The organism is Actinomadura sp. 6K520 (genome assembly GCF_004349245.1).
In the GTDB taxonomy this organism is placed as follows: domain Bacteria; phylum Actinomycetota; class Actinomycetes; order Streptosporangiales; family Streptosporangiaceae; genus Spirillospora.
Genome location: NZ_SMLC01000130.1, coordinates 1 through 21,633, shown reverse-complemented (window position 1 = coordinate 21,633; position 21,633 = coordinate 1). Strand labels below are relative to the sequence as shown.

18 protein-coding genes are annotated in these 21,633 nt (G+C 73.1%); 5 read left to right on the top strand and 13 right to left on the bottom strand.

The window, feature by feature from the left end; all coding sequences use genetic code 11:
• A partial coding sequence (locus E1289_RS27295; RefSeq protein ID WP_131985106.1) for a helix-turn-helix domain-containing protein occupies positions 1–456 on the top strand: 456 nt, incomplete at its 5' end.
• Positions 457–523: 67 nt separating this feature from the next.
• On the opposite strand, the gene E1289_RS27290 is transcribed toward E1289_RS27295, so the two are convergent.
• From E1289_RS27290 to E1289_RS27255, 8 genes are read right to left on the bottom strand one after another with little or no spacing between them, the layout of a single operon-like run.
• Positions 524–1,363: an ATP-binding cassette domain-containing protein gene (locus tag E1289_RS27290; RefSeq protein ID WP_131985104.1), complete on the bottom strand. Its 840-nt coding sequence runs from the start codon at positions 1,361–1,363 to the stop codon at positions 524–526.
• Positions 1,360–2,418 (bottom strand): ABC transporter permease, encoded by a 1,059-nt coding sequence (locus E1289_RS27285; RefSeq protein ID WP_131985102.1) that lies wholly within the window; start codon positions 2,416–2,418, stop codon positions 1,360–1,362. The genes E1289_RS27290 and E1289_RS27285 overlap by 4 nt, the downstream gene beginning before the upstream one ends.
• Positions 2,415–3,401, bottom strand: a complete 987-nt coding sequence (locus E1289_RS27280; RefSeq protein ID WP_131985100.1) for a sugar ABC transporter substrate-binding protein — start codon at positions 3,399–3,401, stop codon at positions 2,415–2,417. Before E1289_RS27280 ends, E1289_RS27285 begins: the two co-directional genes overlap by 4 nt.
• A gap of 48 nt (positions 3,402–3,449) precedes the next feature.
• Positions 3,450–5,315, bottom strand: coding sequence for a 3D-(3,5/4)-trihydroxycyclohexane-1,2-dione acylhydrolase (decyclizing) (gene iolD, locus E1289_RS27275; protein WP_131985098.1), 1,866 nt, complete (start codon positions 5,313–5,315; stop codon positions 3,450–3,452).
• Entirely contained in the window at positions 5,312–6,169 is an 858-nt protein-coding gene (gene iolB / locus E1289_RS27270; RefSeq protein WP_131985095.1) for a 5-deoxy-glucuronate isomerase, read from the bottom strand. The genes iolD and iolB overlap by 4 nt, the downstream gene beginning before the upstream one ends.
• Positions 6,166–7,101: a 5-dehydro-2-deoxygluconokinase gene (gene iolC / locus E1289_RS27265; protein WP_131985093.1), complete on the bottom strand. Its 936-nt coding sequence runs from the start codon at positions 7,099–7,101 to the stop codon at positions 6,166–6,168. The genes iolB and iolC overlap by 4 nt, the downstream gene beginning before the upstream one ends.
• Entirely contained in the window at positions 7,098–7,949 is an 852-nt protein-coding gene (locus E1289_RS27260; protein ID WP_207929171.1) for a TIM barrel protein, read from the bottom strand. The genes iolC and E1289_RS27260 overlap by 4 nt, the downstream gene beginning before the upstream one ends.
• The gene (locus E1289_RS27255) at positions 7,946–8,992 is read right to left on the bottom strand and encodes a Gfo/Idh/MocA family oxidoreductase (protein ID WP_131985091.1); all 1,047 of its coding nucleotides are present in this window, start codon (positions 8,990–8,992) and stop codon (positions 7,946–7,948) included. Before E1289_RS27255 ends, E1289_RS27260 begins: the two co-directional genes overlap by 4 nt.
• A gap of 178 nt (positions 8,993–9,170) precedes the next feature.
• Between E1289_RS27255 and E1289_RS27250 the strand changes: the two genes are divergently transcribed.
• The gene (locus E1289_RS27250) at positions 9,171–10,703 is read left to right on the top strand and encodes a nitroreductase family deazaflavin-dependent oxidoreductase (protein ID WP_131985089.1); all 1,533 of its coding nucleotides are present in this window, start codon (positions 9,171–9,173) and stop codon (positions 10,701–10,703) included.
• 10 nt (positions 10,704–10,713) lie between these two features.
• Here the strand turns inward: E1289_RS27250 and E1289_RS27245 are convergent, their stop codons facing one another.
• Together E1289_RS27245 and lon are read right to left on the bottom strand one after the other, a co-directional pair.
• Complete coding sequence (locus E1289_RS27245) at positions 10,714–11,199, bottom strand: VanZ family protein (protein WP_243713181.1); 486 nt, start codon at positions 11,197–11,199, stop codon at positions 10,714–10,716.
• 145 nt (positions 11,200–11,344) lie between these two features.
• Positions 11,345–13,741: an endopeptidase La gene (lon, locus tag E1289_RS27240; RefSeq protein ID WP_131985087.1), complete on the bottom strand. Its 2,397-nt coding sequence runs from the start codon at positions 13,739–13,741 to the stop codon at positions 11,345–11,347.
• Positions 13,742–14,089: 348 nt separating this feature from the next.
• Between lon and E1289_RS27235 the strand changes: the two genes are divergently transcribed.
• Complete coding sequence (locus tag E1289_RS27235) at positions 14,090–15,310, top strand: MFS transporter (protein ID WP_243713180.1); 1,221 nt, start codon at positions 14,090–14,092, stop codon at positions 15,308–15,310.
• Positions 15,311–15,939: 629 nt separating this feature from the next.
• On the opposite strand, the gene E1289_RS27230 is transcribed toward E1289_RS27235, so the two are convergent.
• The 3 genes from E1289_RS27230 to E1289_RS27220 all read right to left on the bottom strand — a co-directional run bounded on the left by E1289_RS27230 (position 15,940) and on the right by E1289_RS27220 (position 17,671).
• Positions 15,940–16,863 carry a helix-turn-helix domain-containing GNAT family N-acetyltransferase gene (locus tag E1289_RS27230; RefSeq protein WP_131985085.1) on the bottom strand — a complete coding sequence of 308 codons (924 nt, stop codon included), beginning with the start codon at positions 16,861–16,863 and terminating at the stop codon, positions 15,940–15,942.
• A 75-nt stretch (positions 16,864–16,938) separates the two neighbouring features.
• Complete coding sequence (locus E1289_RS27225; RefSeq protein ID WP_131985083.1) at positions 16,939–17,262, bottom strand: DUF3817 domain-containing protein; 324 nt, start codon at positions 17,260–17,262, stop codon at positions 16,939–16,941.
• A 52-nt stretch (positions 17,263–17,314) separates the two neighbouring features.
• A complete protein-coding gene (locus E1289_RS27220; protein ID WP_131985081.1) occupies positions 17,315–17,671 on the bottom strand; it encodes a hypothetical protein in 357 nt (118 codons plus the stop codon).
• A gap of 132 nt (positions 17,672–17,803) precedes the next feature.
• On the opposite strand from E1289_RS27220, the gene E1289_RS27215 reads away from it, so the two are divergent.
• Both E1289_RS27215 and E1289_RS27210 read left to right on the top strand, forming a co-directional pair.
• Positions 17,804–19,177, top strand: coding sequence for an SWIM zinc finger family protein (locus E1289_RS27215; RefSeq protein WP_131985079.1), 1,374 nt, complete (start codon positions 17,804–17,806; stop codon positions 19,175–19,177).
• On the top strand, positions 19,174–21,633 hold a 2,460-nt coding region (locus tag E1289_RS27210; protein ID WP_131985077.1), incomplete at its 3' end, for a DUF6493 family protein. The genes E1289_RS27215 and E1289_RS27210, both read left to right, overlap by 4 nt.

The following is a 21,633-nucleotide window of genomic DNA, read 5'->3' as shown; positions in this document are numbered from 1 at the left end:
TCAGCCACCCCCCACGGCTCCACGACCGGGACCGGAGGGACGGTCGGGGTCGCGGGGCCCGTGGAGGTGGAGAACCTGGCGGCCGCGCGGCGGCTCGCGGTGTCCGCGCTGGCCGCCGCCGAGGCGGTCGGGCGGACGGGGGCGGTGCACGCCGCGGACGTCGCCGTCCTCGCCGCGGTCGCCGACCGGTCCGACCTGGCGTCGGTCCTGCTCGAACGGCACCGGGCGGCGCGGGCGGAGCTCGGCGCGAACGCCGAGCCGGTCGCCCGCGCGGTGTGCGCCTGGCTGGAGGCGAGGCGCGACGTGACGGCGGCGGCCGGACGCCTGTTCGTGCACCCCAACACGGTGCGGAACCGGGTCCAGCGCTTCGGCGAGGCCACCGGGATCGACCCGTCCGACACGTTCGGTGCCGTCAACGCCTGGTGGCTCTGCCGTACCTGGCTCACCCCCGGATGACCAGCGGGTCACCGGCGGGTCACCGGCGGGTCACCGGCGGGTCACCGGCGGGTCACCGGCGGGCGGGTCAGCCGTCGGCGGGGTTGAGCGTCTCGGCCTCCTCCTTGACGCGGGTGGCGGCCGGGGAGCCGGCCGCGTCCAGTTCGTGGGCCAGTTCCTCCAGCTCCCTGCCCCCGGCCATGAGGCCGGTCAGTTCGTCGCGGGAGATCTCGTCCTTGGTGTGGTAACCGATGCTCTGGCCCCGGTTGAGGATCAGGAAGCGGTCGCCCACCGGGTAGGCGTGGTGCGGGTTGTGGGTGATGAAGACGACCGCGAGGCCCCGCTCCCGGGCCTGGACGATGTAGCGGAGCACGACGCCGGCCTGCTTGACGCCGAGGGCCGCGGTGGGCTCGTCCAGCACGAGGGCCTTGGCGCCGAAGTAGACGGCGCGGGCGATCGCCACGCACTGGCGTTCGCCGCCGGACAGGGTGCCGATGGGCTGGTCGACGTCGCGCAGGTCGATGCCCATCGCGGCCATCTCGGCGTGGGTCGTGGCCCGCATGAAGGCGACGTCCATCCGGCCGAAGCCCTTGCGCTTCTCCGAGCCGAGGAAGAAGTTGCGCCAGACCGGCATGAGCGGGACGACCGCGAGATCCTGGTAGACGGTCGCGATGCCGCGGTCGAGGGCGTCGCGGGGCGAGTCGAACACGACCCGCTCGCCCTGCACCTCGTAGGTGCCGGTGTCGTGGCGGTGCAGCCCGGCGACGACCTTGATGAGCGTGGACTTGCCCGCCCCGTTGTCACCGAGGACGCACGTCACCTCCCCCTCGGACGCCTCCAGGCTCACGTCCCGCAGCGCGATGACGTTGCCGTAGCCCTTTCCGACGCCGCTGAGCCTGATCAGCGGCGCGTCCGTCCCGCCGGTCATGACGCCCGCTCCACTCTGCGCCGGACGACCAGGTTCACCACGGTGGCGATGAGCAGCATCGCGCCGAGGAAGAACCGGAACCAGTCCGGGTTCCACTCGGCGTACACGATGCCCTTGTTCGTCATGCCGAAGATGAACGCGCCGATCGCCGCGCCGATCGCCGACCCGTAGCCGCCGGTCAGCAGGCATCCGCCGATGACCGCGCAGATGATGTACAGGAACTCGTTGCCGACGCCTTCACCGGACTGGATGGTCGCGAACGCGAACACCAGGTGCATCCCGGAGAACCAGGCGCAGAACGCCACGCCCATGAACAGGCCGATCTTGACGCGGGCGACCGGGACGCCGACCGCGCGGGCGCTGGCGGCCGACCCGCCCACCGCGAAGATCCAGTTGCCGGTGCGGGTGCGCAGCAGGATCCAGGTCGCGATCGCCACGAACAGCAGCCACCAGAGCACCGTGATCTTGACGCGGAGGCCGAGGACGTCCAGGTCGGAGGCGAAGACCGCGCGGGCGGCGTCGAAGCCGTCCATGTCGCGGACCGAGTCGCTGGCGACGTTGCCGGTGAGGGCCTTGGTCACGCCGAGGTTCAGGCCCGCCAGCATGAAGAACATGGCGAGCGTGATGATGAAGCTCGGCAGCCTCGTCCAGACGTAGAGCAGGCCGTTGACCATCCCGAGCGCCAGCGTCAGCACGAGTGAGATCGCGACGCCCGCCCACACGTTCAGCGTGAACTGGTAGGCGGTCAGCGCGGCGATCAGCGCCGCGGACGTCACCATGACCCCGGCGGACAGGTCGAACTCGCCGCCGATCATCAGCAGCGACACCCCGACCGCCATGATCCCGAACGTGGAGCTGGCGTACAGCACGGTCGAGAACGAGCCGGCCCGCAGGAAGGCGTCCGCGACGACGGAGAAGAACACGAACAGCGCGACCGCGCCGAGCAGGGCGCCGAGCTCCGGCCGGCCCAGCAGCCGCCGCAGCGGCGACTGCCGGGCCAGCCGCTCGTCGGCGCCCCGGCCGGCCACCGGCGGCTCGGCGACCGCGTGGGTCACCGCGTCCCCCGGGCGGCGAACTCCTCCAGCTCGGCGGCGTTGTCCTTGGTGACGATCGCCGGGCCGGTCAGGACGGGACGGCCGCCGCCGAGGACGTTGCCGTTGCGCTTCAGCAGCCACAGCGCCTCGACGGCCTCGTAGCCCTGCAGGTACGGCTGCTGGTCGACGGCGAACTCGATGTCGCCCGCCTTGAGCAGGGCGATGAGGTCCTTGTTCAGGTCGAACGTGCCGATCCGCGCCTCGCTGCCGACCTCCTTCACCGAGTCGACGGCGGTGGCGGCGAACGGCGCCCCCAGCGTCAGGATCCCGTCGATGCCCTTGTCGGACTGGAGCTTGGCCGTGATGGACGACTTGACGTCCGGCATGTTCGAGCCCTGGACGAACAGGTTCTCCAGCTCGCCGTCGAACGTCTCGCGCGCCCCGTCGCAGCGGGCCTCCAGTCCCACGTTGCCCTGCTCGTGGATCACGCACAGCGCCTTCTTGGCGCCGATCTCGCCCAGTTGGGCGCCGGCCGCCTCACCCGCGATCGACTCGTCCTGGCCGAAGTGCGCGAGCGCGCCGAGCTCCGCCGACTCCTCCTGGCCGGAGTTGATCGACACGACCGGGATCTTCGCGGCGGCGGCGCGGGCGAGGACGTCCTTCATCGCGTCTGGCTTTGCGAGGGTGACGATGATGCCGTCGACCTTCTTGTCGATCGCGGCCTGGACCAGCTGGGCCTGCTTGCCGCCGTCGGGGTCCGCGGAGTACAGGAACTCGACGTTGTCCTTGTCGGCGGCCGCCTTGGCCCCCTTCTGGACGATGTCCCAGAAGGTGTCGCCGGGGGCGGAGTGCGTCACCATCGCGATCTCCAGCCGGGGACCGTCGCCCCCGGTGTCCTCCTCGGCCTCCTTGCCGCCCGAACCGCTGCACGCGCTCAGTGCCAGCACGCCGGCGGCCAGAACCGCGAGCCCCTTGGACGACCCGCGCGAGAAAACGCCTCTCATCGGATTGTGCTCTCCGTTTCTCCCCGAGTGGTCAGTGAGAGGAGTTGATCACAGATGGTGGCGCCGTGCGCGCCGATCCCCCTCATAACGGGCACGAGCCTCCCTGGTGGAGTCCAGCGCCGCCACCTCCGCGACCGGGACGTCCCACCATGCCGCACTGCCGGGGGTGCCTGCCAAGGGGTCCGTCTCAATGTGGACGACCGTGGTGCGGTCGGCCTTTCTCGCCTCGGCGAGCGCGTCGCGGAGCTCGCCCGCCGTGGCCGCGAGCAGCACGTCGGCGCCGAGGCTGGCGGCGTTGGCGGCCAGGTCGACGGGGAGGGGGTCGCCGTCGAGGCCGGTGGCGGTGCGGACCCGGTGGCGGGTGCCGAACCGCTCCGCGCCGACCGACTCCGACAGGTTCCCGATCGAGGCGAACCCGTGGTTCTGGACGAGGACGACGATCAGCTTGACGCCCTCGGCGACGGCCGTGGCCAGCTCCTGCGCCATCATCAGGTACGAGCCGTCGCCGACGAGGACGAAAACCTCGCGGTCCGGCGCGGCCATCTTCACGCCGAGGCCGCCGGCGATCTCGTAGCCCATGCAGGAGTAGCCGTATTCGACGTGGTAGCCCTTGGGGTCCGCGGCCCGCCAGAGCTTGTGCAGGTCGCCCGGCATGGACCCGGCCGCGCAGACGACGACGTCCCGGGGGCCGCCGGCCTCGTTGACGGCGCCGATCACCTCCGCCTGGGCGGGCGGTCTCCCGTTCCGGGACGCGCACGCCCGGTCGACCTGCGCGTTCCAGTCGGCCGTCAGGGTCCTGGCCCGGTCCCGGTGGGCGTTCGGGACGCCGTAGCCGCCCATCGCGGCGTGCAGGGCCCTGATGCCCTCCTTCGCGTCCGCGACGACGACGGTGCCCGCGAGCTTGGCGGCGTCGAACCTGGCGACGTTGACGTTGACGAACCGCACGTCCGGGTCGGCGAACAGGCTGTGGGACGCGGTCGTGAAGTCGCTGTAGCGGGTGCCGATGCCGAGAACGACGTCGGCGTCGCGGGCGAGCGCGTTGGCCGCGGTGGTGCCCGTCGCGCCTATGGCCCCCACAGAGCAGGCGTGGTCCCAGGGCAGGGCGCCCTTGCCCGCCTGGGTCTCGGCCACGGGGATGCCGGTGCGCTCCGCGAACGCCCGCAGTTCGTCGGTGGCGCCCGAGTAGATGACGCCACCGCCGGCCACGATGAGAGGACGCTCGGCCGACCGCAGGATCGCCGACGCCTCTTCCAGCGCGGTGGGTTCGGGCAGGGGCCGCGGGATCCGCCACACACGGCGGGTGAACAGCTCGTCAGGCCAGTCATGGGCTTCGGCCTGGACGTCCTGTGGCAGCGCCAGCGTGACCGCGCCGGTCTCGGCCGGATCGGTGAGGACGCGCATCGCCGCCATCAGCGCACTGGGGAGCTGCTCTGGGCGGTTGATGCGGTCCCAGTACTTCGAGACGGGCTTGAAGCAGTCGTTGACCGAGACGTCGTACGACCGGGCGTCCTCAAGCTCCTGCAACACCGGGTTGGCCGGACGCGTGGCGAAGATGTCGCCCGGTAGGAGCAACACGGGCAGCCGGTTGATGGTGGCGAGGGCCGCACCGGTCACCATGTTGGTCGCCCCAGGACCGATGGACGACGTGCAGGCGAAGGTGGAGAGCCGGTCGTTCATCCGGGCGTAGCCGGAGGCGGTGTGCACCATGGCCTGTTCGTTGCGGGCCATGTAGTAGGGGAAGTCGTCGGCGTTTTCCAGCAGCGCCTGCTCAAGGAGCGCCTGGCCGACACCCGCGACGTTGCCGTGGCCGAAGATGCCGAAGCAGCCCGCGAAGAAGCGCCGCTCGTCCCCGTCCCGCTCGCTGTACTGCGCCGCCAGGAACCGGACGAGGGCCTGCCCCACCGTGAGCCTCATGGCCGTCCCTCCGGGGAGGTCAGCGGAAGCCGCGGATCGAGGGGCTGTCCAGTCCAGGTGTCGCGGACCCACGCGTGCGCGGGGTCGTCGCAGATGCGCCAGGCACGCTCCGGTGACGGCCCGGCCATCACGTTCAGGTAGTACAGGTCGTGTCCCGGCGGCGCCATGGACGGCCCGTGCCAGCCGTGCGGGATCAGGACCGCGTCACCGCTGCGGACCTCCGCCAGCACGTCGATCGGACGTCCGGGCGCCCCGTAGACGCGCTGGTAGGCCATGCCCTCGCGGGCGACCTCGAAGTAGTAGATCTCCTCCAGGACGGCCTCGTCCGGCGTCTCCTCGTCGTGCTTGTGCGGCGGGTAGGACGACCAGCAGCCGCCCGGCGTCAGCACCTCGCACGCGATCAGCTTCTCGGCGAACGGGAAGCCCTCCGGGGTGCCGAAGTTGTTGACCTGGCGGCTCGCGGGCCCCGCGCCGCGCAGCTCGACCGGGACGTCTCCGGCGGGCCCGTAGCGCGGCGCGAGCCGGGCCTCGCAGCGCGCCCCCGCCAGCGCGAACCTGCCGCGCCCGCGCACCGTGACCCGCGCGTCACGCGGGACGTAGGCGAAGTCGCTGACGCGGCTGAACACGTCGTCGCGGCCGTCCAGCTCGAACCGCTCGCCGTCGCACTCGACCGCGCACGACCCCGCGAGCGGGAGCACGATCGTCTCGAACTCGCCGGTCGGGAACTCGTGGGAGCCGCCGTCCGGCAGGTCGAGCACGCGCAGCGCCGAGTGCGCCCACCCCGCCGACTCGGGGGTCACGACGAGCCCGTACGGCTCCTCGGCGGCCGTTCCCGCGGGAAGGTGGTACTTCATCGCCGCTCCTCCAGAAGTTCCGCGACCTCGTCCGCGCCGGGCATCGCGGCGGAGCAGGCGATGCGGGACGCGACGATCGCCCCCGCGGCGCCCGCGAACTCGATCGTCCGCCGCAGGTCCCATCCGGCGAGGAGGCCGTGGCAGACGGCGCCGCCGAACGCGTCGCCCGCGCCGAGGCCGTTCACGACGTCGACCTTGACCGGCGGCACCTCCACCACCTCGCCGGCGGTCGCCGCGAGGACGCCCTCCGGCCCCATCTTCACGATGGCGAGGCCGGGCCCGCGGTCCAGGATCGCCTGGGCGGCGGCGCGCGGCTCCCGCTCCCCCACCGCGATCTCGCACTCCTCCAGGTTCCCGACCGCCACGGATGCGCGTTCCAGGGCGAGCCCTGCCCAGTGCGGGGCCTCGGTGGGGTCGGCCCACAGCATCGGCCGGTAATCCAGGTCGATGATGGTCTGCCCGGGGTGTTCGCCGAGCGCGGTCAGTGTCGCCTCACGGCTGGGCTCCTGCGACAGCCCAGTGACGGTGGCCCACACGATGCGCGCTTCTCGGATCGCCTCTAGGTCGAGCTCGTGTGCATGGATCTCCAGGTCCGGCGCTGTGGGGTAGCGGTAGAAGTACAGGGGGAAGTCGTCCGGCGGGAAGATCTCGCAGAACGCCAGCGGGGTCAGCAGCCCGGGGACGGCCGTAACGAACCGGTCGTCGACCCCGTACTCCTTGAGCGCCTTGTGGATGAATCGTCCGAAGGGGTCGTCCCCGGTGCGGGTGATGACGGCGGCGCTTCGGCCGAACTTGGCCGCGGCCACGGCGACGTTGGTCGGGCTGCCACCGAGATACCGGCCGAACGACTCGACGTCCTCCAGCGGCACGCCCACCTGGTCCGGGTAGACGTCCACGCTCACCCGGCCCATCGTGATGAGGTCGTAGGTCATCGGACCACCCCAGCGAGGAAGTCGATGCTCTTACGGACGTCGTCGTACGGTCCGCAGCCCTCTGCGGGCTCTTCGGTCAGGACGGTGTCCTGTTCCATGACGTACCAGCCTTCGTAACCCGCCTCCTCCAGAGTGTGGACGATCTCGGAGATGTCAATGTCCCCGTCCCCGAGTGGCTGGTACAGACCGTCGCGGACGGCGTCGGTGTAACCGACGTCGCCGTTCCGCACCCGGTCGGCGAGCCCTGCGTCCACGTCCTTCAGGTGGACGTGCGTGATGCGCCGCGTCGCGAAGCGAGCCAGCCACTCTGGGTCGGTGCCGCCAACCAGCAGGTGACCCGTGTCCAGGCACAGGGGAACGCTGCTTCCGCCCAGCACCCGCTCCACGTCCGCACGTGACTCCACCACCGTCCCGACGTGCGGGTGCAGGGTGACGGCACGGCCGCGTGCGGCGGCGCGCAGGGTGACGGCGTCGAGGTTGGCCAGCAGCGTCGACCACGCCTTGGTGTCCAGGGCAGGCCGCCCGTCGTAGCCGTCCAGCCCGGTCGCGGCGGCCAGGATGAGGACCCCGTCGGCCCGCTCCAGGGCGCGGTCGATGCCGGGCATCGGGTCGTGGGCCGGATCGTGCAGGACCGTCGGGACGAAGGCCCCGACCAGGCCCAGCCCATGGGACGCCAGCAGCTCGTCCCGTGCCCGCATGTCACCGGGCAGGAAACCGTCAGGCCCGAGTTCCGTCGCCGCTAAGCCGAGGTCGCGCATCTCGGCGAGGACCCGTCCGGGCTCCATCTGGTGCCCCCATCCGGGGACCTCGCACACGCCCCATGAGATCGGCGCCGCCGCGACCCTCACCGCCGCACCTCCTCGGTCCCGACGATCCGCCCCTCCCGCAGGGACAGCTCGCACGCCTCGGCGAGGTAGAAGGCTTCGAGGGCCTCCTCGGGCGGGCACGGGTTGACGCGGCGGCCGGCGATCACGTCCACGAAGGCGCGGAGCTCGGCGTCGTAGGCGTCGGCGAAGCGTTCCATGAAGCCGCAGTAGGCGCGTTTCGGCGCCCCGCCCGGTTCCCCGTGCCGCGCGGCGTCCGGGTCCCCGTCCCGCTCGGGCAGCGCGGTCACGGGCGTCCGATCGTCCATGCCCGTGACGATGCTGTCCTTGGACCCGAACAGTTCCAGCCGGGAGTCGTACCCGGCGGCGTTGTAGCGGGTGGCCGACACCTGGCCGAGCGTCCCGTCGTCGAGCACGAGCAGCGCGGAACCGGTGTCGACGTCGCCGCACTCGCGGAAGAAGTCGTCGCCCCGGTTGGCGCCCGCGGCCATCACCCGGACGACCTCGCGCCCCGTGACGAACCGGATGAGGTCCAGGTCGTGGATGACGCAGTCGCGGAACAGCCCGCCGGAGGTCGGGACGTATCCGGCGGGGGGCGGCGCGGGGTCGAAGCTGCACGAGCGGACGGTGTGCAGCCAGCCGAGCCGTCCCGACGCCAGGGCCTCGCGCGCCGCGGCGTTCCCGCTGTCGAACCGGCGCTGGAACCCGACCTGCACCGGGACCTCGGCGGTGGCCGCCGCGGCCGCTGTTTGGAACGTTCCATCAAGGTCCGAGGCGAGCGGCTTCTCGCAGAACACCGGTATCCGCGCGGCGACGGCCCGCTCCACCAGGTCCGCGTGCGCGTCGGTGGCCGCCGCGACGACCAGGCCGTCCAGTCCCGCGGAGAACAGGTCCGCGACCGCGTCCCGCGCCACGACGCGCGACGTCCGGGGCAGCCGGGCCGCAAGGTCGCGGGCCCGGCCGGGATCGGCGTCCGCGACGTGGAGGGCGTTCACCTCGGGCAGTGCACACAGGGCGGCGGCGTGGCGCGCACCGATGCGCCCCGCGCCGGCCAGTCCGATCTTCATTGATCCCTCCCGGTCGGCGGTCAGGTGAGTCACGAGTGTGATGGAGCGTTCCAGGGGCGTCAACGGCCGATTGCGCGCGTTCCCGGTATTGGAGATGTCCGAAACCGGGGCGGTTACTCTTGGGCGGCGGCGCGCCGGGACTGTCGTCCGGCCTCGACCAAGCGCTAGGTTGTGGCGCATGCGGGTCTTCGTCACCGGCGCCTCCGGGTTCGTCGGCTCCTACACCGTGCGCGCACTCCTCGCCGCCGGGCACCGGCCACGCGCGCTGGTCCGCGACCCCGGCAAGGCGGCGAAGGTCTTCCAGACGATCGGTGTCGCGGCCGAGGACGTGGAGCTCGTCCCCGGCGACATGCTCGACGCCGGCACCGTGGCGGAAGCGCTCGACGGCTGCGACGCCGCGATCCACGCCGCCGCCGCCATCGGCGTGACCGGTCCCGCGGGCGGTGGCGCGGGCGGCATCGTCGAGGTCAACGTCCAGGGCACGCGCAACGTGGTCGGCGGAGCCGTCGCCCGCGGCCTGGACCCGGTGATCCACGTGTCGACCATCGGGGTCTTCGTCCCGCCGTCCGCCCCGGTCATCACCGCGAACGGCGCCCTCGCGACCCCCCGCACCGACTACGGGAAGTCCAAACTGGCCGCCGAGGAGTACGTGCGCGGCCTCCAGTCGGACGGCGCCCCCGTCACGATCGTCTACCCGGGCGGCGTGTGCGGCCCCCACCAGCCGGTGCTGGACGCGCTGATGGAGGGGCTCGCCGCGGCGCTCGGGAAGGTGTGGCCACTTCCGGGCGGCGGCGTTTCGGTCATCGACGTCCGCGACCTCGGCGAGGCGTTGGCACGGTCCGTCGAGGCCCGCCAGGGGCCGAGCCGCTGGGTCCTGGGCGGCCACTACCTCACGTGGCCGCAGTACGCGGACCTCTGCGACCGGCTCACCGGCACGCGGTGCCGCCGCGTCCGCGTCCCGAGCCGCCTCATGCTCGGGCTCGGCTCGGCGCTGGACGCGGCCAAGCGCGTGCGCCACTTCGAGTACCCGCTCACCCGGGACGCCGCGGAGTTCATGGTCACGCTCGTGCCCACCGACGACCGCCCCGCCCTGGACGCGCTGGGCCTGACCCTGCGTCCCGTCGAGGACACGGTCGCGGACGGCCTGCGCTGGCTGGCACAGAGCGGCCACCTCAGTCCCCGGCGGGCCGGACGGCTCGCCCCCAAGGAGCAGCAGATGCCGACCCTCGTCCAGCGTACGTTCGGCCCCGTCTTCCAGCGGATCTCCGGCGCCGAATGGTTCTCCAGGGTGGGGCCCAAGGTCGTCCCGCCCGTCGACCGGGCCCTGCACAAGGCCACCGGCGGGCGCCTGCTGCTCAGCCAGTTCCTCGTCCCCAGCCTCGTGCTGACGACGACCGGCGCCGTCAGCGGCCTCCCCCGCCGGACGCCCCTCGCGTGCCTGCCGGACGACGACGGCGGCTTCTTCGTCGTCGGCTCCAATTTCGGCCGCGAGAAGCACCCTGCATGGACCGGCAACCTGCTGAAGAACCCGGAGGCGGAGGTGAGCTTCCAGGGCCGCACCGTCCCGGTCACGGCCCGTCTCCTGGACGACGCCGAGCGCGCCGCCGTCTGGCCCCGGCTCATCCAGGTGTGGCCCGTGTACGACCGCTACGTGGAACGCGCGGACCGCCAACTGAGGATCTTCCGCCTCGCCCCTAAGCCCGGCGGCTGACGGCCCTCCGTCATGCGCCGCGGACGGTCTTGGACAGGCGGCGGCCTAGCAGAAGGTAGGCGATGACGACGCCGGTGACGTTGAGGATGACGTCGTCGATGTCGAAGGCGCGGCCCATGACCAGCATGCCCTGGATCATCTCGATGACCAGGGAGAGCATGCCCGCCAGGAAGGCCAGGCGTATGGGGCCGCGGAGGGTCGTCCAGACGATGGGCACCAGCACGCCCAGGGGCGCGAGGAGCGCGAGGTTGCCGCCTATCTGGAGGATGGCCTCCTTGGTGGGACGATCCAGATAGAAGCGGAGCGAGCGGCCAGGGTCGGTGTTGCCGCCCGCCTGACCGTTGTCCTGGACGGGCGTCAGCGTCAGTTTGAACGCGAAATAGAAGAAGACACCAAGGGCGCCCAACGCGATCGTCACGGCGACCACGCGCAGGGCGATGATGTACCACGGGACCTTCTTGCCCGGCGCCGCGGGCTGCCACATCTCCACCAACACGCGCCGCCTCTCCCCGCTCCATCATCAACCATGCACGACCCGGGGATACGGCGAGCCCGAAACCCAGATTGCCGCCAAAAAGCCCGCGCCGGGCGAAACCCGGCGCGGGCTCACCGCCCAGGACGGGCGGCGGGGCTCAGGAGGTTCAGACCGTCACCGGCGTGATGGCGGGCTCCAGGGCCAGGTCCAGCACCTCGCGGACGTCGCTCACGGCGAAGACCGTCAGGTTGTCCAGCACCTCGGCCGGAACCTCCTCGAGATCCGGCTCGTTGCGCTTCGGCACGATCGCGGTGGTGATGCCGAGCCGGGACGCGGCCAGCAGCTTCTGCTTCAGGCCGCCGATCGGCAGCACCCGGCCGGTGAGCGACACCTCCCCGGTCATCGCCACGTCCGGGCGGACCGGCCGCCCCGACAGCAGCGACGCCAGCGCCGTCGTCATCGTGATGCCGGCGCTCGGGCCGTCCTTCGGGATCGCGCCGGCCGGCACGTGGACGTGCACGCCGCGGTCCTTCAGGTCGCCGACCGGGAGCTCCAGCTCCGCCCCGCGCGAGCGCAGGTAGCTCAGCGCGATCCGCGCCGACTCCTTCATGACGTCGCCGAGCTGCCCGGTGAGCGTCACGCCGGTGTCGCCGGTCTCCTTGTCGGCCAGCGACGCCTCGATGTAGAGGACGTCGCCGCCCGCGCCGGTGACCGCCAGGCCCGTCGCCACGCCCGGCACGCCCGTCCGCCGCTCGTTGCGGCTCAGCTCGACCTCCGGCGTGTACCTGGGCCGCCCCAGGTAGTGCTTCAGGTCGTCCGCGCCGATCGAGACCGGCAGCTCCGCCTTCTCCAGCGCCACGTTCGCGGCGATCTTCCGGAGCACCCGCGCGATCGACCGGTCCAGCGACCGGACGCCCGCCTCACGGGTGTACTCGGACGCCAGCAGCCGCAGCGCGTCGTCGCCGAAGGCCACCTCGGACGCCTCCAGCCCGGCCTTGCCGAGCTGGCGCGGCAGCAGGTGGTCCCGCGCGATCGTGACCTTCTCGTGCTCGGTGTAGCCGTCCAGCTCCACCAGCTCCATCCGGTCGAGCAGCGGCGCGGGGATCGCCTCCACCACGTTCGCCGTCGCGAGGAACAGCACGTCGCTCAGGTCGAGCTCCACCTCCAGGTAGTGGTCCCGGAAGGTGTGGTTCTGCTCGGGGTCCAGGACCTCCAGCAGCGCCGCCGTCGGGTCGCCCCGGTAGTCGGCGCCGACCTTGTCGATCTCGTCCAGCAGGACGACCGGGTTCATCGACCCCGCCTCCCGGATAGCGCGGACGATCCGTCCCGGAAGAGCCCCCACGTAGGTACGACGGTGACCGCGGATCTCGGCCTCGTCCCTGACTCCGCCCAGGGCGACCCGGACGAATTCGCGTCCCATGGCCCGGGCGACCGACTCGCCAAGGGAGGTCTTACCGACGCCAGGAGGGCCGGTCAGCGCCAGAACCGCGCCGCTTCTGCGTCCGCCGACGACGCCGAGGCCCCGGTCCTCACGCCGCTTGCGCACGGCCAGGTACTCGATGATGCGCTCCTTGACGTCGTCCAGGCCCGCGTGGTCGGCGTCCAGGATCTCCCGCGCGCCCGCGATGTCGTAGGCGTCCTCGGTCCGGTCGTTCCACGGAATGTCCAGCACCGTGTCGAGCCAGGTGCGGATCCAGCCGCCCTCGGGCGAGGCTTCGGACGACCGCTCCAGCTTGTCGACCTCCTTCAGCGCGGCCTCGCGCACCTTCTCGGGCAGGTTCGCCGCCTCGATCCGGGCCCGGTAGTCGTCCTCCTCGTCGGCGGGGTCGCCGTTCAGCTCGGCCAGCTCCTTGCGGATGGCCTCCTGCTGCTGCCGCAGCAGGAACTCCCGCTGGGTCTTCTCCATGCCCTCCTGGACGTCCTTGCGGATCGTCTCCGCCACGTCCAGCTCGGCCAGATGGTCACGCGCCCACCCGATCACCAGGGTGAGCCGCTCCACCACGTCCGGCGTCTCCAGGACCTCGATCTTCTGCTCGACCGACAGGTACGGCGCGTACCCGGCGTTGTCGGCCAGCGTGGACGGGTCGTCGATCTGCTGCACCACGTCCACGACCTGCCAGGCGCCCCGCTTCTGCAGGATCGCGCCGACCAGGCTCTTGTACTCCTTCGCCAGTTCCTGCGCGCGCCCGGACGGCGGCGGCGGCTCGATCACCGTGCCCTCGACCCACAGCGCCGCGCCCGGACCGGTCGTCCCGGTCCCGATCCGCACCCGCTGCACGCCGCGGACGACCGCCCCCGGCACACCGCCGGGCAGCCGCCCCTCCTGCTCGACGACGCCGAGCGTCCCGATGCCGGCGTACTGCCCGTGCAACCTGGGGACCAGCAGCACCTGCGGCTTGCTCACCGACCGGATGCCCGGCCCCTTCGACTGGGCCGCGGCCCGCGCGGCCTCGATGGCCGCCCGCACCTCACCGCTGTCGGACAGGTCCAGCGGCACCACCATGCCCGGCAGAACGGCCCCGTCGTCCAGAGGCAGCACCGGCAGCGTCAGGGTCTCGCTCATGCTCAGCTCCAAGTCATATGTCGGCACCCAACACAAGTTGAGTCATAGACACTCAAGATTCCGCAGCATCATTTTGTTTCCCAGACAACGTTCGCCCTCAGCGATCACCCCAGCCCCGCGGAAATCGGGTTGCGGCGGGCGGGGGTCGCGTGCGAGGTTCTGCGGGATGTTCCGGGCCGGTTCTGGAGGCTGATCATGTACCTGGGCGTGGGCAAGGGCACGACCGGCACCTCGGCGGCGGAGCGCGTCACGGCCTGACCGGTACCGCGCTCCTCGACGCCGAGGCGACCCCCCGCGCGGGGCGACAGGCCCCGCGGGTCCTTGCCGCGTCGAACCGATGGAGCATCCGTGCCCTCGCACGCCCTGCAGCCCGGCCTGAGCCGCCGGGTGATCCTTCTTTTGTCCTTGACCTGCGGCGTCGCCGTGGGGAACATCTACTTTCCGCAGGCGATCAGCCCGCTGGTCGCGTCCGGGCTGGACGTGCCGCCGGACACGGCCGCGCTCGTGGTGACCGCCGCGCAACTCGGGTACGCGGCGGGGAACTTCCTGCTGGTGCCGCTCGGGGACCGGTTCCCGCACCGGCCGCTGATCGCGGTGCTGCTCGGCCTCACGGCGGCCGGGCTGCTGTGCGCGGCGGGCGCACCCGGACTCCCGGCGCTGGTGGGCGCGACCGCCCTGGTCGGCATCACGACCGTGGTCGCGCAGGTCATCGCGCCCATGGCGGCCGGGCTCGTGGCGGACGACCGGCGCGGCGCGGTCATGGGGACGCTGCTGTCGGGGTCGATCGGCGGCATCCTGCTGGCCCGCACGTTCGGCGGCATGCTCGGCGAGTGGCTCGGGTGGCGGGCGCCCTACCTGGTCTCGGCGGCGGTGGCCCTGTGCCTCGCCATCGCGCTGGCGTACACCCTGCCGGCGACCGTACCGCCGTCGAAGCAGCCGTACCCGGCGCTGCTGGCCGAGCCGCTGCGGCTCCTGCGGCGGGAGCCGGACCTGCGGCGGACGTGCTTCTACCAGGCGACCGTCTTCGGCGGGTTCCAGGCCGTGTGGACGGGCGTCGCGCTGCTGCTCACCGGCCCGGCGTACGGCCTGGGTGCGCAGGCGGTGGGGGTTCTCGCCCTGGTCGGCGCGGCCACGATGGTCACCGCCCCGCTGACCGGCCGGCAGGTCGACCGGCGGGGACCGGATCCGGTCAACCTCGCCGGGATCGCCGGGACGGTCGCGGCCGCCGCGGTGCTCGCCGGCGGCGCCGCGGGGGGCGCGGCCGGGCTGGCGGCGCTCGCCGCGGGGACGCTCCTGCTGGACGTGGCGATGCAGGCCGGCATGGTCGCGAACCAGGCCAGGATCTTCGCGCTGCGCCCCGACGCCCGCAGCCGGGTCAACACGGCCTACATGACGTGCTCGTTCCTCGGCGGCAGCACCGGCTCGTGGCTCGGCGCCGCGGCCTACACGCGGGCGGGCTGGACCGGTGTCTGCGGGCTGGTCATGGTGCTGGCCCTGCTGGCCCTGGCCAGGCACGTCGCCCACATCCGGACGAGCAATACGGAGGCAAAGTCCGCTTCGCGATCATGATTCTTTGCACCGGGCCGGTTTACGCGCGCATGACGCCGGGGTACCTAACGCAACGAGATCGTGACGCAGAGTGAACGACTGAACCTCGGGGCGGCAAAGCCCCAGGTGGAGAAAGGGGGAGGGCCCGGATGCACCGCACAGAGCGTGAGATCTTCCCGGTCGCCTCCCCGCGTGGCCCGGTCCGTGCGACCGAGGGCGATCGCGGCACCGTCGACCGCGGCCGGCACCGTCCCCCAACGGGTGCCGCGGCGAGGGCGCCGGGCGGTACACCTCGGGTCCTCGGCCGCACCGGACCGGCCGGGCACACCGACCACCCCAGGACGCCGGAGCCGCACGCCCCCGCGACACCGGCGTCCCCCACCGGCCGGGCCGGCGGCATCACCCGAGCCGCGCCGCCGGCCCGGCCCCGGACATCGGGGCGCCGCGCAGGCGCCCTCCCCCGGAGGCCGGGCGGACACCCCGTCCGGCGTGCACGGAAGGGAGGTGGGAAGCGGCCCCGAGACGAACCGGCGTTCAGCCGATGAACACCCCAGGCGGCCGGAACTCCGTCCGACCCCCGTCCCGGCCGCCGGCGCAGTCGCAGCAGGGATGACTGCGGAGCCGGGCCCGTGCAGCGCCACGGGCCCGGTTCACAATCGTTTGCGCCAGACCTGCCCGTGGATGACGTCGCCGAAGCGTTCGACCGGCGGCTCCTCCTCTTCCAGGACGAACCCCGCCCGCACGTAGACGCGGTGCGCCGGACGCTGCAGCGCCGTCGTCCACAGCATGATCTCCGAGTACCCGGTCTCGGCGGCGAAGCGGACGCACTCCCCCACCAGCGCGGCGCCGATGCCCATGCCGCGGGCGTCCGGCTCGACGTGCAGCAGCCGGAGCTGGGCGACGTCGTCGGTGCGGCGGACGCAGAACACGCCGCCCACGCGCTCCCCGCCCGACTCGGCGATCCAGGCGTTCTCCCGCTTCGGATCGTGGTCCCGTACGTAATCCGCGACGACGGAGGCGACGAGGGCCTCGTAGGTACGGTCCCAGCCGCACTCCTGGTCGTAGAGGGCGCCGTTGCGCTCCACCATCCAGCCGAGGTCGCCGGGGCGCAGCGGGCGCAGGACGAAGCCGTCCCCGCCGGGCCGGTCGCCCAGCACGGCCTCGATGGAGCGCATCGCGGCGAGCAGCCGGCTCCGGTCGCCGGCGGAGAGGCCGTCCAGCAGGCCGCGGATCTCGGCGACGGTCCGCTCGTCGAGCATGGCGAACACCTCGCGGCCGCGCGCGGTGAGCCGGGCGATCTGCCGGCGGGCGTCGTCCGGCGCGCGTTCCCGCTCGACCAGCCCGTCGGTCTCGAACCGGGCCATCAGCCGGCTGAGATAGCCGGGGTCGAGGTCCAGGGCGCGGCGCAGCGCGAGGACCTCGGTCTCGCTCCGCTGGGCCAGCTCGAAGATGACCCGTGCCTCGGTGAGGGAGTACGGCGTCCGGACGATCCCCTCCCCGAGCACGCCGATCACCCCGGTGTAGAACCGGTTGAACGACCGGACCGTGCCGACGTCCCCCTCGGTCACCGCCATGGCCGCCTCCTAACGTTTGACTCAGTCAAATATTACCGGGCGGGACGGCCGCCATCCAGTGCCCGGGAAGGCGGATCAGGCGCTCGCGCCGGCCTCCGCGCCGCCCAGCGCCCGCGCCTCCTGCACGATCCGGCGCTCGACGAAGAAGGTCATCAGCGGGACGACGCCGCCGAGCACGATCAGCAGCATCCTGCTGAGCGGCCAGCCGGTGCGCCGCCACAGGTCGTAGGCGCCCACCAGGTAGACCATGTAGAAGAAGCCGTGGATGGGCGAGACGATGGCCACCATCTCCGGCATGTCGGTCGGCCCGTACTTCAGCACCATGCCGATCGTCAGCAGCACGAGGAGCGTGCCGACCACCATGGCCAGGATCCGGTACCTGGTCACCGCGCCTTCCACAGATCACACCTTTCGTCGGCGGCCCGCCCGGGACGGTCCCGGCGCGGCCGGGTCAGCGGCGCGCGCCGCCCTGCGAGTTGAGCCGCGCGAGGTAGCGGTTGTAGGCGGCGAGGGCGGGGTCCTCTTCCTCCTGCCGCCGGATGATCTCCTGCTTGACCTCGGCCTCCGCGGGCTCTTCGATCACCTTGGGGGCCGGGGCGGCGCCGCTGCGCTCGTCGCGGATCATCTTGACCCACATCACGACCACGAACAGCGCGAAGATCGGCCACTCGAAGGTGTAGGCCCAGCTGCGGTCGTTGCCGCTCTGGGCGCGGTCGAACTGCCACCAGCCGAAGGCGAGGAACGCGCCGCACAGCACGATCGCGAGAGTGTGCAGCGCGAGCCAGCCCGGGGTGAGGAACCGTCGCACGTCACCGAGCCTACCCCCGCCCCGGCGGAGTGCGGCCACGACCCCGCCCGACACCCGGACGGGCCCCGCATGCCCCTTTCCGGCGCGCTTCTTCCGGGGTGCTTTGTCGGCGGCGGGTTCTACCTTCACGGCATGGCGAGCACCACCGCAGCGGCAGGGGCCGCGCAGGCGTACACCTACACGCGGCCGTCCGGGCTGGAGGGCGGGCTCCTCGGGCTCTCCACGTCCGGCGGGACGACGAGCTCCGGGCCGCGGGCGCACCCGCACTTCTTCAGCGGCGTCCTCACCCGGCCGGCGCCGGCCGCGGCGGCGCTGCTCGCGCTGGCGGACGTCGCGCAGACCCGGTACTTCCAGCCGCGGCCCACCGCCTTCCGCGACCCGGTCGTCACGTGCAACGGCGACCGGCTGCGGATGGAGTCGTTCTCCGCGTGCGGCGGCGTGTACGCCAGGCTGGACGTGCTGGAGGCCGCGATGGACGGCGAGGTGCACGACCGGGGCACGACCAACGTGGACGTGAACGGCCCGCTGCGCGAGGCCCTCGCCCGCGTGGGCGGCTCCGATCCGCTCCACCTGGCGGTCGGCGCCGGCGAACTGGCCGTGACCACGCTGGACGGCGCGGTCGTGGAGAAGAAGGTGCCGCTGCCCGACCGGTGGCTCAGGGGCTTCGCCGAGGTCCAGGTGATCACGGCCGGGTTCGATCCGCGCGGCGAGTTGGCCGCCGCGGACGCCGTGCGCTTCCTGCGCTCGCTGCCCCGAGCGCCGCGCGGCGCGCTGTGGGCCGTGCCCGCGGGGCGGACGCTGCGGCTCACCTCCCGCCCGTCCACCGGCGCGGTGTGCCTGGCCGGGCCCGACCGCCTGCGCACGATGCTGCCGCTGCTCCGCTTCGCCACGGCCCTGCGCGTCTACGGGCCGCCCACCGGCGCCCGGAGCGGGCCCGTGCCGAGCGTCTGGGAACTGGAGCTGCCCGGGATGCGCTACGTCCTGACGTTGTCGCCCGAGCATTCGCGGGGCTTCTCCGGTGAGGGCGCCGTGCTGGACGCCCTCGCCACCGACGAGGCCGCGGCGGACGCCGACCTGATCGGCGCGCTGCTGTCCTTCGAGCCGCGTGTCGAACCCGACCTGCTCGCCGAGCGCTCCGGTCTCACCCCGGCCCGGACGACGGCCGCGCTGACCCAGCTCGGCACGTCCGGCCGCGTCGGTTTCGACACCGCCGAAGCCGCGTACTTCCACCGCGAGCTCCCCTACGACCCGGCACGGGTGGCCGATCTCAACCCCCGGCTGCGCTCGGCGCGCGCGCTCGTGGAGGGCGGGGCCGTACGGTTCACGGCCGATGACGCGGCGGTCGTGCTCAGCAACGGCCATGAGCGCAGGGTCCGCTTCCTGGACGGGCGTGTGACGTGCACCTGCCCGTGGTGGTTCGACCACCGGGGCGAACGAGGGCCGTGCAAGCACGTCCTCGCCGCCGGCATCGTCCGCCGCGAGGCGACCGTGGAGGCCGCACGATGAGCGCGTGGGACGACGTGCGGAAGGCGATCGACGCCGCCGACCCGGACCTGACGGCCCGCCTCGTCACCGCCCTGGACGAGCCGGAACGACGCGAGGTCGCCAGGGAGCTGCCGGGCGCGCTGAAGGCCGTCCGGTCCGCCTCGCGGTTCGGATTCCTGGAGGGGGAAAGCCAGGAGGCGCTCCTGCTGGCCGGCGCCGCCACGATCAGCGGCCCCGCGGCCGCGGCCGGCTGGCTGTGCCGGCGGGACCTGCGGATGTGGTGGGCCCGGGACGGGTTCGCCGGCCCCCGCGCGGCGCTGTGCGCGGTGACGGCCGACCGCCCGGACGCGTGGCGCGCGGAGGTCGCCCGGCGCGTCGCGGCCCGGATCCGCGTCTCCGAGGACACATGGTTCCTGTGGCATCTCGCGGCGGCCCTGACCAGGTCCGCCGGTGCCCCGCCCCCGGAGTCGGACGGCTTCGTCGTCGGCTGGGCGGCCGAAGGCGGCCGTCCGGGGGAACTGGCCGAGGACCCGTTCCTGAAGCCGCTCGTCCCCAGGCTCTTCGAGGTGGACGGGGTGGGCGCCGCCCTCGCCGCCGACGCGACGAGGGCGCACTCGGGCGACTGGCACGAGCAGACGTGGGTCGGCGCCCTGGCGTCCCTCGCCCGCGGTGGGCGGCTCGACCGGGAGAGACTCCTCGACGGCTGCGTCGGCCGGTTCCTCCGCGGCGGAACGGCGCACGATCTGCGCTGGTTCGTCCGCCTGCACGCCGAGCTGGACCCCACCGGGGACGAAGCGGCCGCCCGCGTACGCGACTACGTCCGCCTCCTGCCCGTCGCGCCTTCGACCGTCGCCGAGCTCGCGCTGCAACAGGTGCGCCGGGCCGATGACCTCGGGCGCCTCGACGCGGCGCTCTTCGACGAGGCGGCCGGCGCGCTGCTGTTCCGCCCGGAGAAGAAGCTCCTGCGCGCCGCGCTGACCTGGCTGGACCGGACGGCCCGCAAGCGCGGCCGGGTCGACGCCACACTCCGCGCGGTCACCTCACTCTTCGCCTCCGATGCCCTCGACCTGCGAGAACGTGCCGTCAAGATCGCGGCAAAGCACGCCTCCCGGGCGAGCGGGCCCGGCCGCGCGGAGGTCCGCGACGCGGCAGCCGGCCTCCCCGCCGGGCTCCGCGCCGCGATCGCCGCGGCGTTCGGCGAGGTCGCCGCCCCGGCCGCGCCGGAGCCGGTGCCGGAGCCGCCGCCCTTCGTCCCCCGCGCGTGGCCCGCGCCGATCGGTTCGCTCGCCGAGCTCGCCGAGGAGTTCGCCGCCCTGATGCACACCACGATGGACTGGCGGCCCGTCGAACGGTTCCTCGCCGCGCTGGTCGAGTTCGCCTACGCGGACGCCGGCGCGGCCCGCGAAGCCCTCCGCGGTCCCGTCTCCGACGCCGCCCCGTGGCTCGCCGAGCCCAAGGTCGACCGCTACGCCCGCGTCCGGATCGAGGACAGCTGGGTCCAGTTCGCCGTCCGCTGCCTGTTCTTCCCCGGCACCCGCCATCGGCGGGCGACCAGGCTCGGTTCCCTGTTCCGGAGGCTCGGAGAGTCCCCGGACGGCCGCATCCCGCAGATGGAGCGCTTCCTTCACTGGCGGATGCGCGGGATCGGGTCCGACCTGGGCAGGACGCCCCTCCTGCTCGCGACCCCGACCGAGGGCAGCGGACACCTCGACCCGGACGTCCTGCTGGACCGGCTCGAACGGCTGGCGGAGGCACGCGTCGAGCCGGCGCCGCCGGACCTGCTGCAGGCGCTGCTCCGCCTTCCCCGGGAGATCGGCCCGTCCGCCGCGGCACGCGCGGCCGCCCTGACCTCCAAGGCCGGCCGGAGCGCGGCGAGCTGGCTCGCCCGGGGCGGGCTCCCCGACCCGGCCGTCGAGTGCGAACTCCTCGACGTGCCCGGCGGGACGGCCCGCGGCGGCCGGTACGGTCGCCCGGCCCGCCTCCCTGTCGGTGTCCGGTCCACGGTGGAGGCGCCCGGCGACCCCGACATCGCCTTCCTTTGCACGTTCCCCGAGGAGGGCCGGACGCGCTTCACCCCGCTGCCCTACCACGGTCTCAGCGGCTTCCGGCCGTCCATCCTGCCCTCCCACCGCGAGGTCACCGCCGCCCAGTTCCTCCCTCACGTGGCGGAGACCGGCGACTTCGACTGGGGCCTGGGCTCCGTCCTGCTCGACCTGGCGGAGGCGGACGGTCCCGCGGGCACCGCGACCGCGACGCTCCTCGCCCACGCGCTGACGAGCCCCTATGAGCAGGTGCGCACCGACGCCGTCGGGGCCTTCCTGGTCTTCAGCGCCCGGGGTGCCCTCCCCGCGGGCGAGACCGGCGCCGCCCTCGGAAGGCTCGCCGTCCTCGGCGGCGTCCCCCTCCCCCGCATCGTGCGGGTCTTGACCGGCGCCGCCGATGCGGGGGCGGGCACCGAGGTCTGGGCGGCGCTCGCC

What these genes read in the sequence shown, in the direction of transcription:
- E1289_RS27290 (WP_131985104.1), bottom strand. Translation starts at nt 1,363, where the DNA reads ATGACCGGCGGGACGGACGCGCCGCTGATCAGGCTCAGCGGCGTCGGA.
- E1289_RS27280 (WP_131985100.1), bottom strand. Translation starts at nt 3,401, where the DNA reads ATGAGAGGCGTTTTCTCGCGCGGGTCGTCCAAGGGGCTCGCGGTTCTG.
- iolD (WP_131985098.1), bottom strand. Translation starts at nt 5,315, where the DNA reads ATGAGGCTCACGGTGGGGCAGGCCCTCGTCCGGTTCCTGGCGGCGCAG.
- iolB (WP_131985095.1), bottom strand. Translation starts at nt 6,169, where the DNA reads ATGAAGTACCACCTTCCCGCGGGAACGGCCGCCGAGGAGCCGTACGGG.
- iolC (WP_131985093.1), bottom strand. Translation starts at nt 7,101, where the DNA reads ATGACCTACGACCTCATCACGATGGGCCGGGTGAGCGTGGACGTCTAC.
- E1289_RS27255 (WP_131985091.1), bottom strand. Translation starts at nt 8,992, where the DNA reads ATGAAGATCGGACTGGCCGGCGCGGGGCGCATCGGTGCGCGCCACGCC.
- E1289_RS27250 (WP_131985089.1), top strand. Translation starts at nt 9,171, where the DNA reads ATGCGGGTCTTCGTCACCGGCGCCTCCGGGTTCGTCGGCTCCTACACC.
- lon (WP_131985087.1), bottom strand. Translation starts at nt 13,741, where the DNA reads ATGAGCGAGACCCTGACGCTGCCGGTGCTGCCTCTGGACGACGGGGCC.
- E1289_RS27230 (WP_131985085.1), bottom strand. Translation starts at nt 16,863, where the DNA reads ATGGCGGTGACCGAGGGGGACGTCGGCACGGTCCGGTCGTTCAACCGG.
- E1289_RS27215 (WP_131985079.1), top strand. Translation starts at nt 17,804, where the DNA reads ATGGCGAGCACCACCGCAGCGGCAGGGGCCGCGCAGGCGTACACCTAC.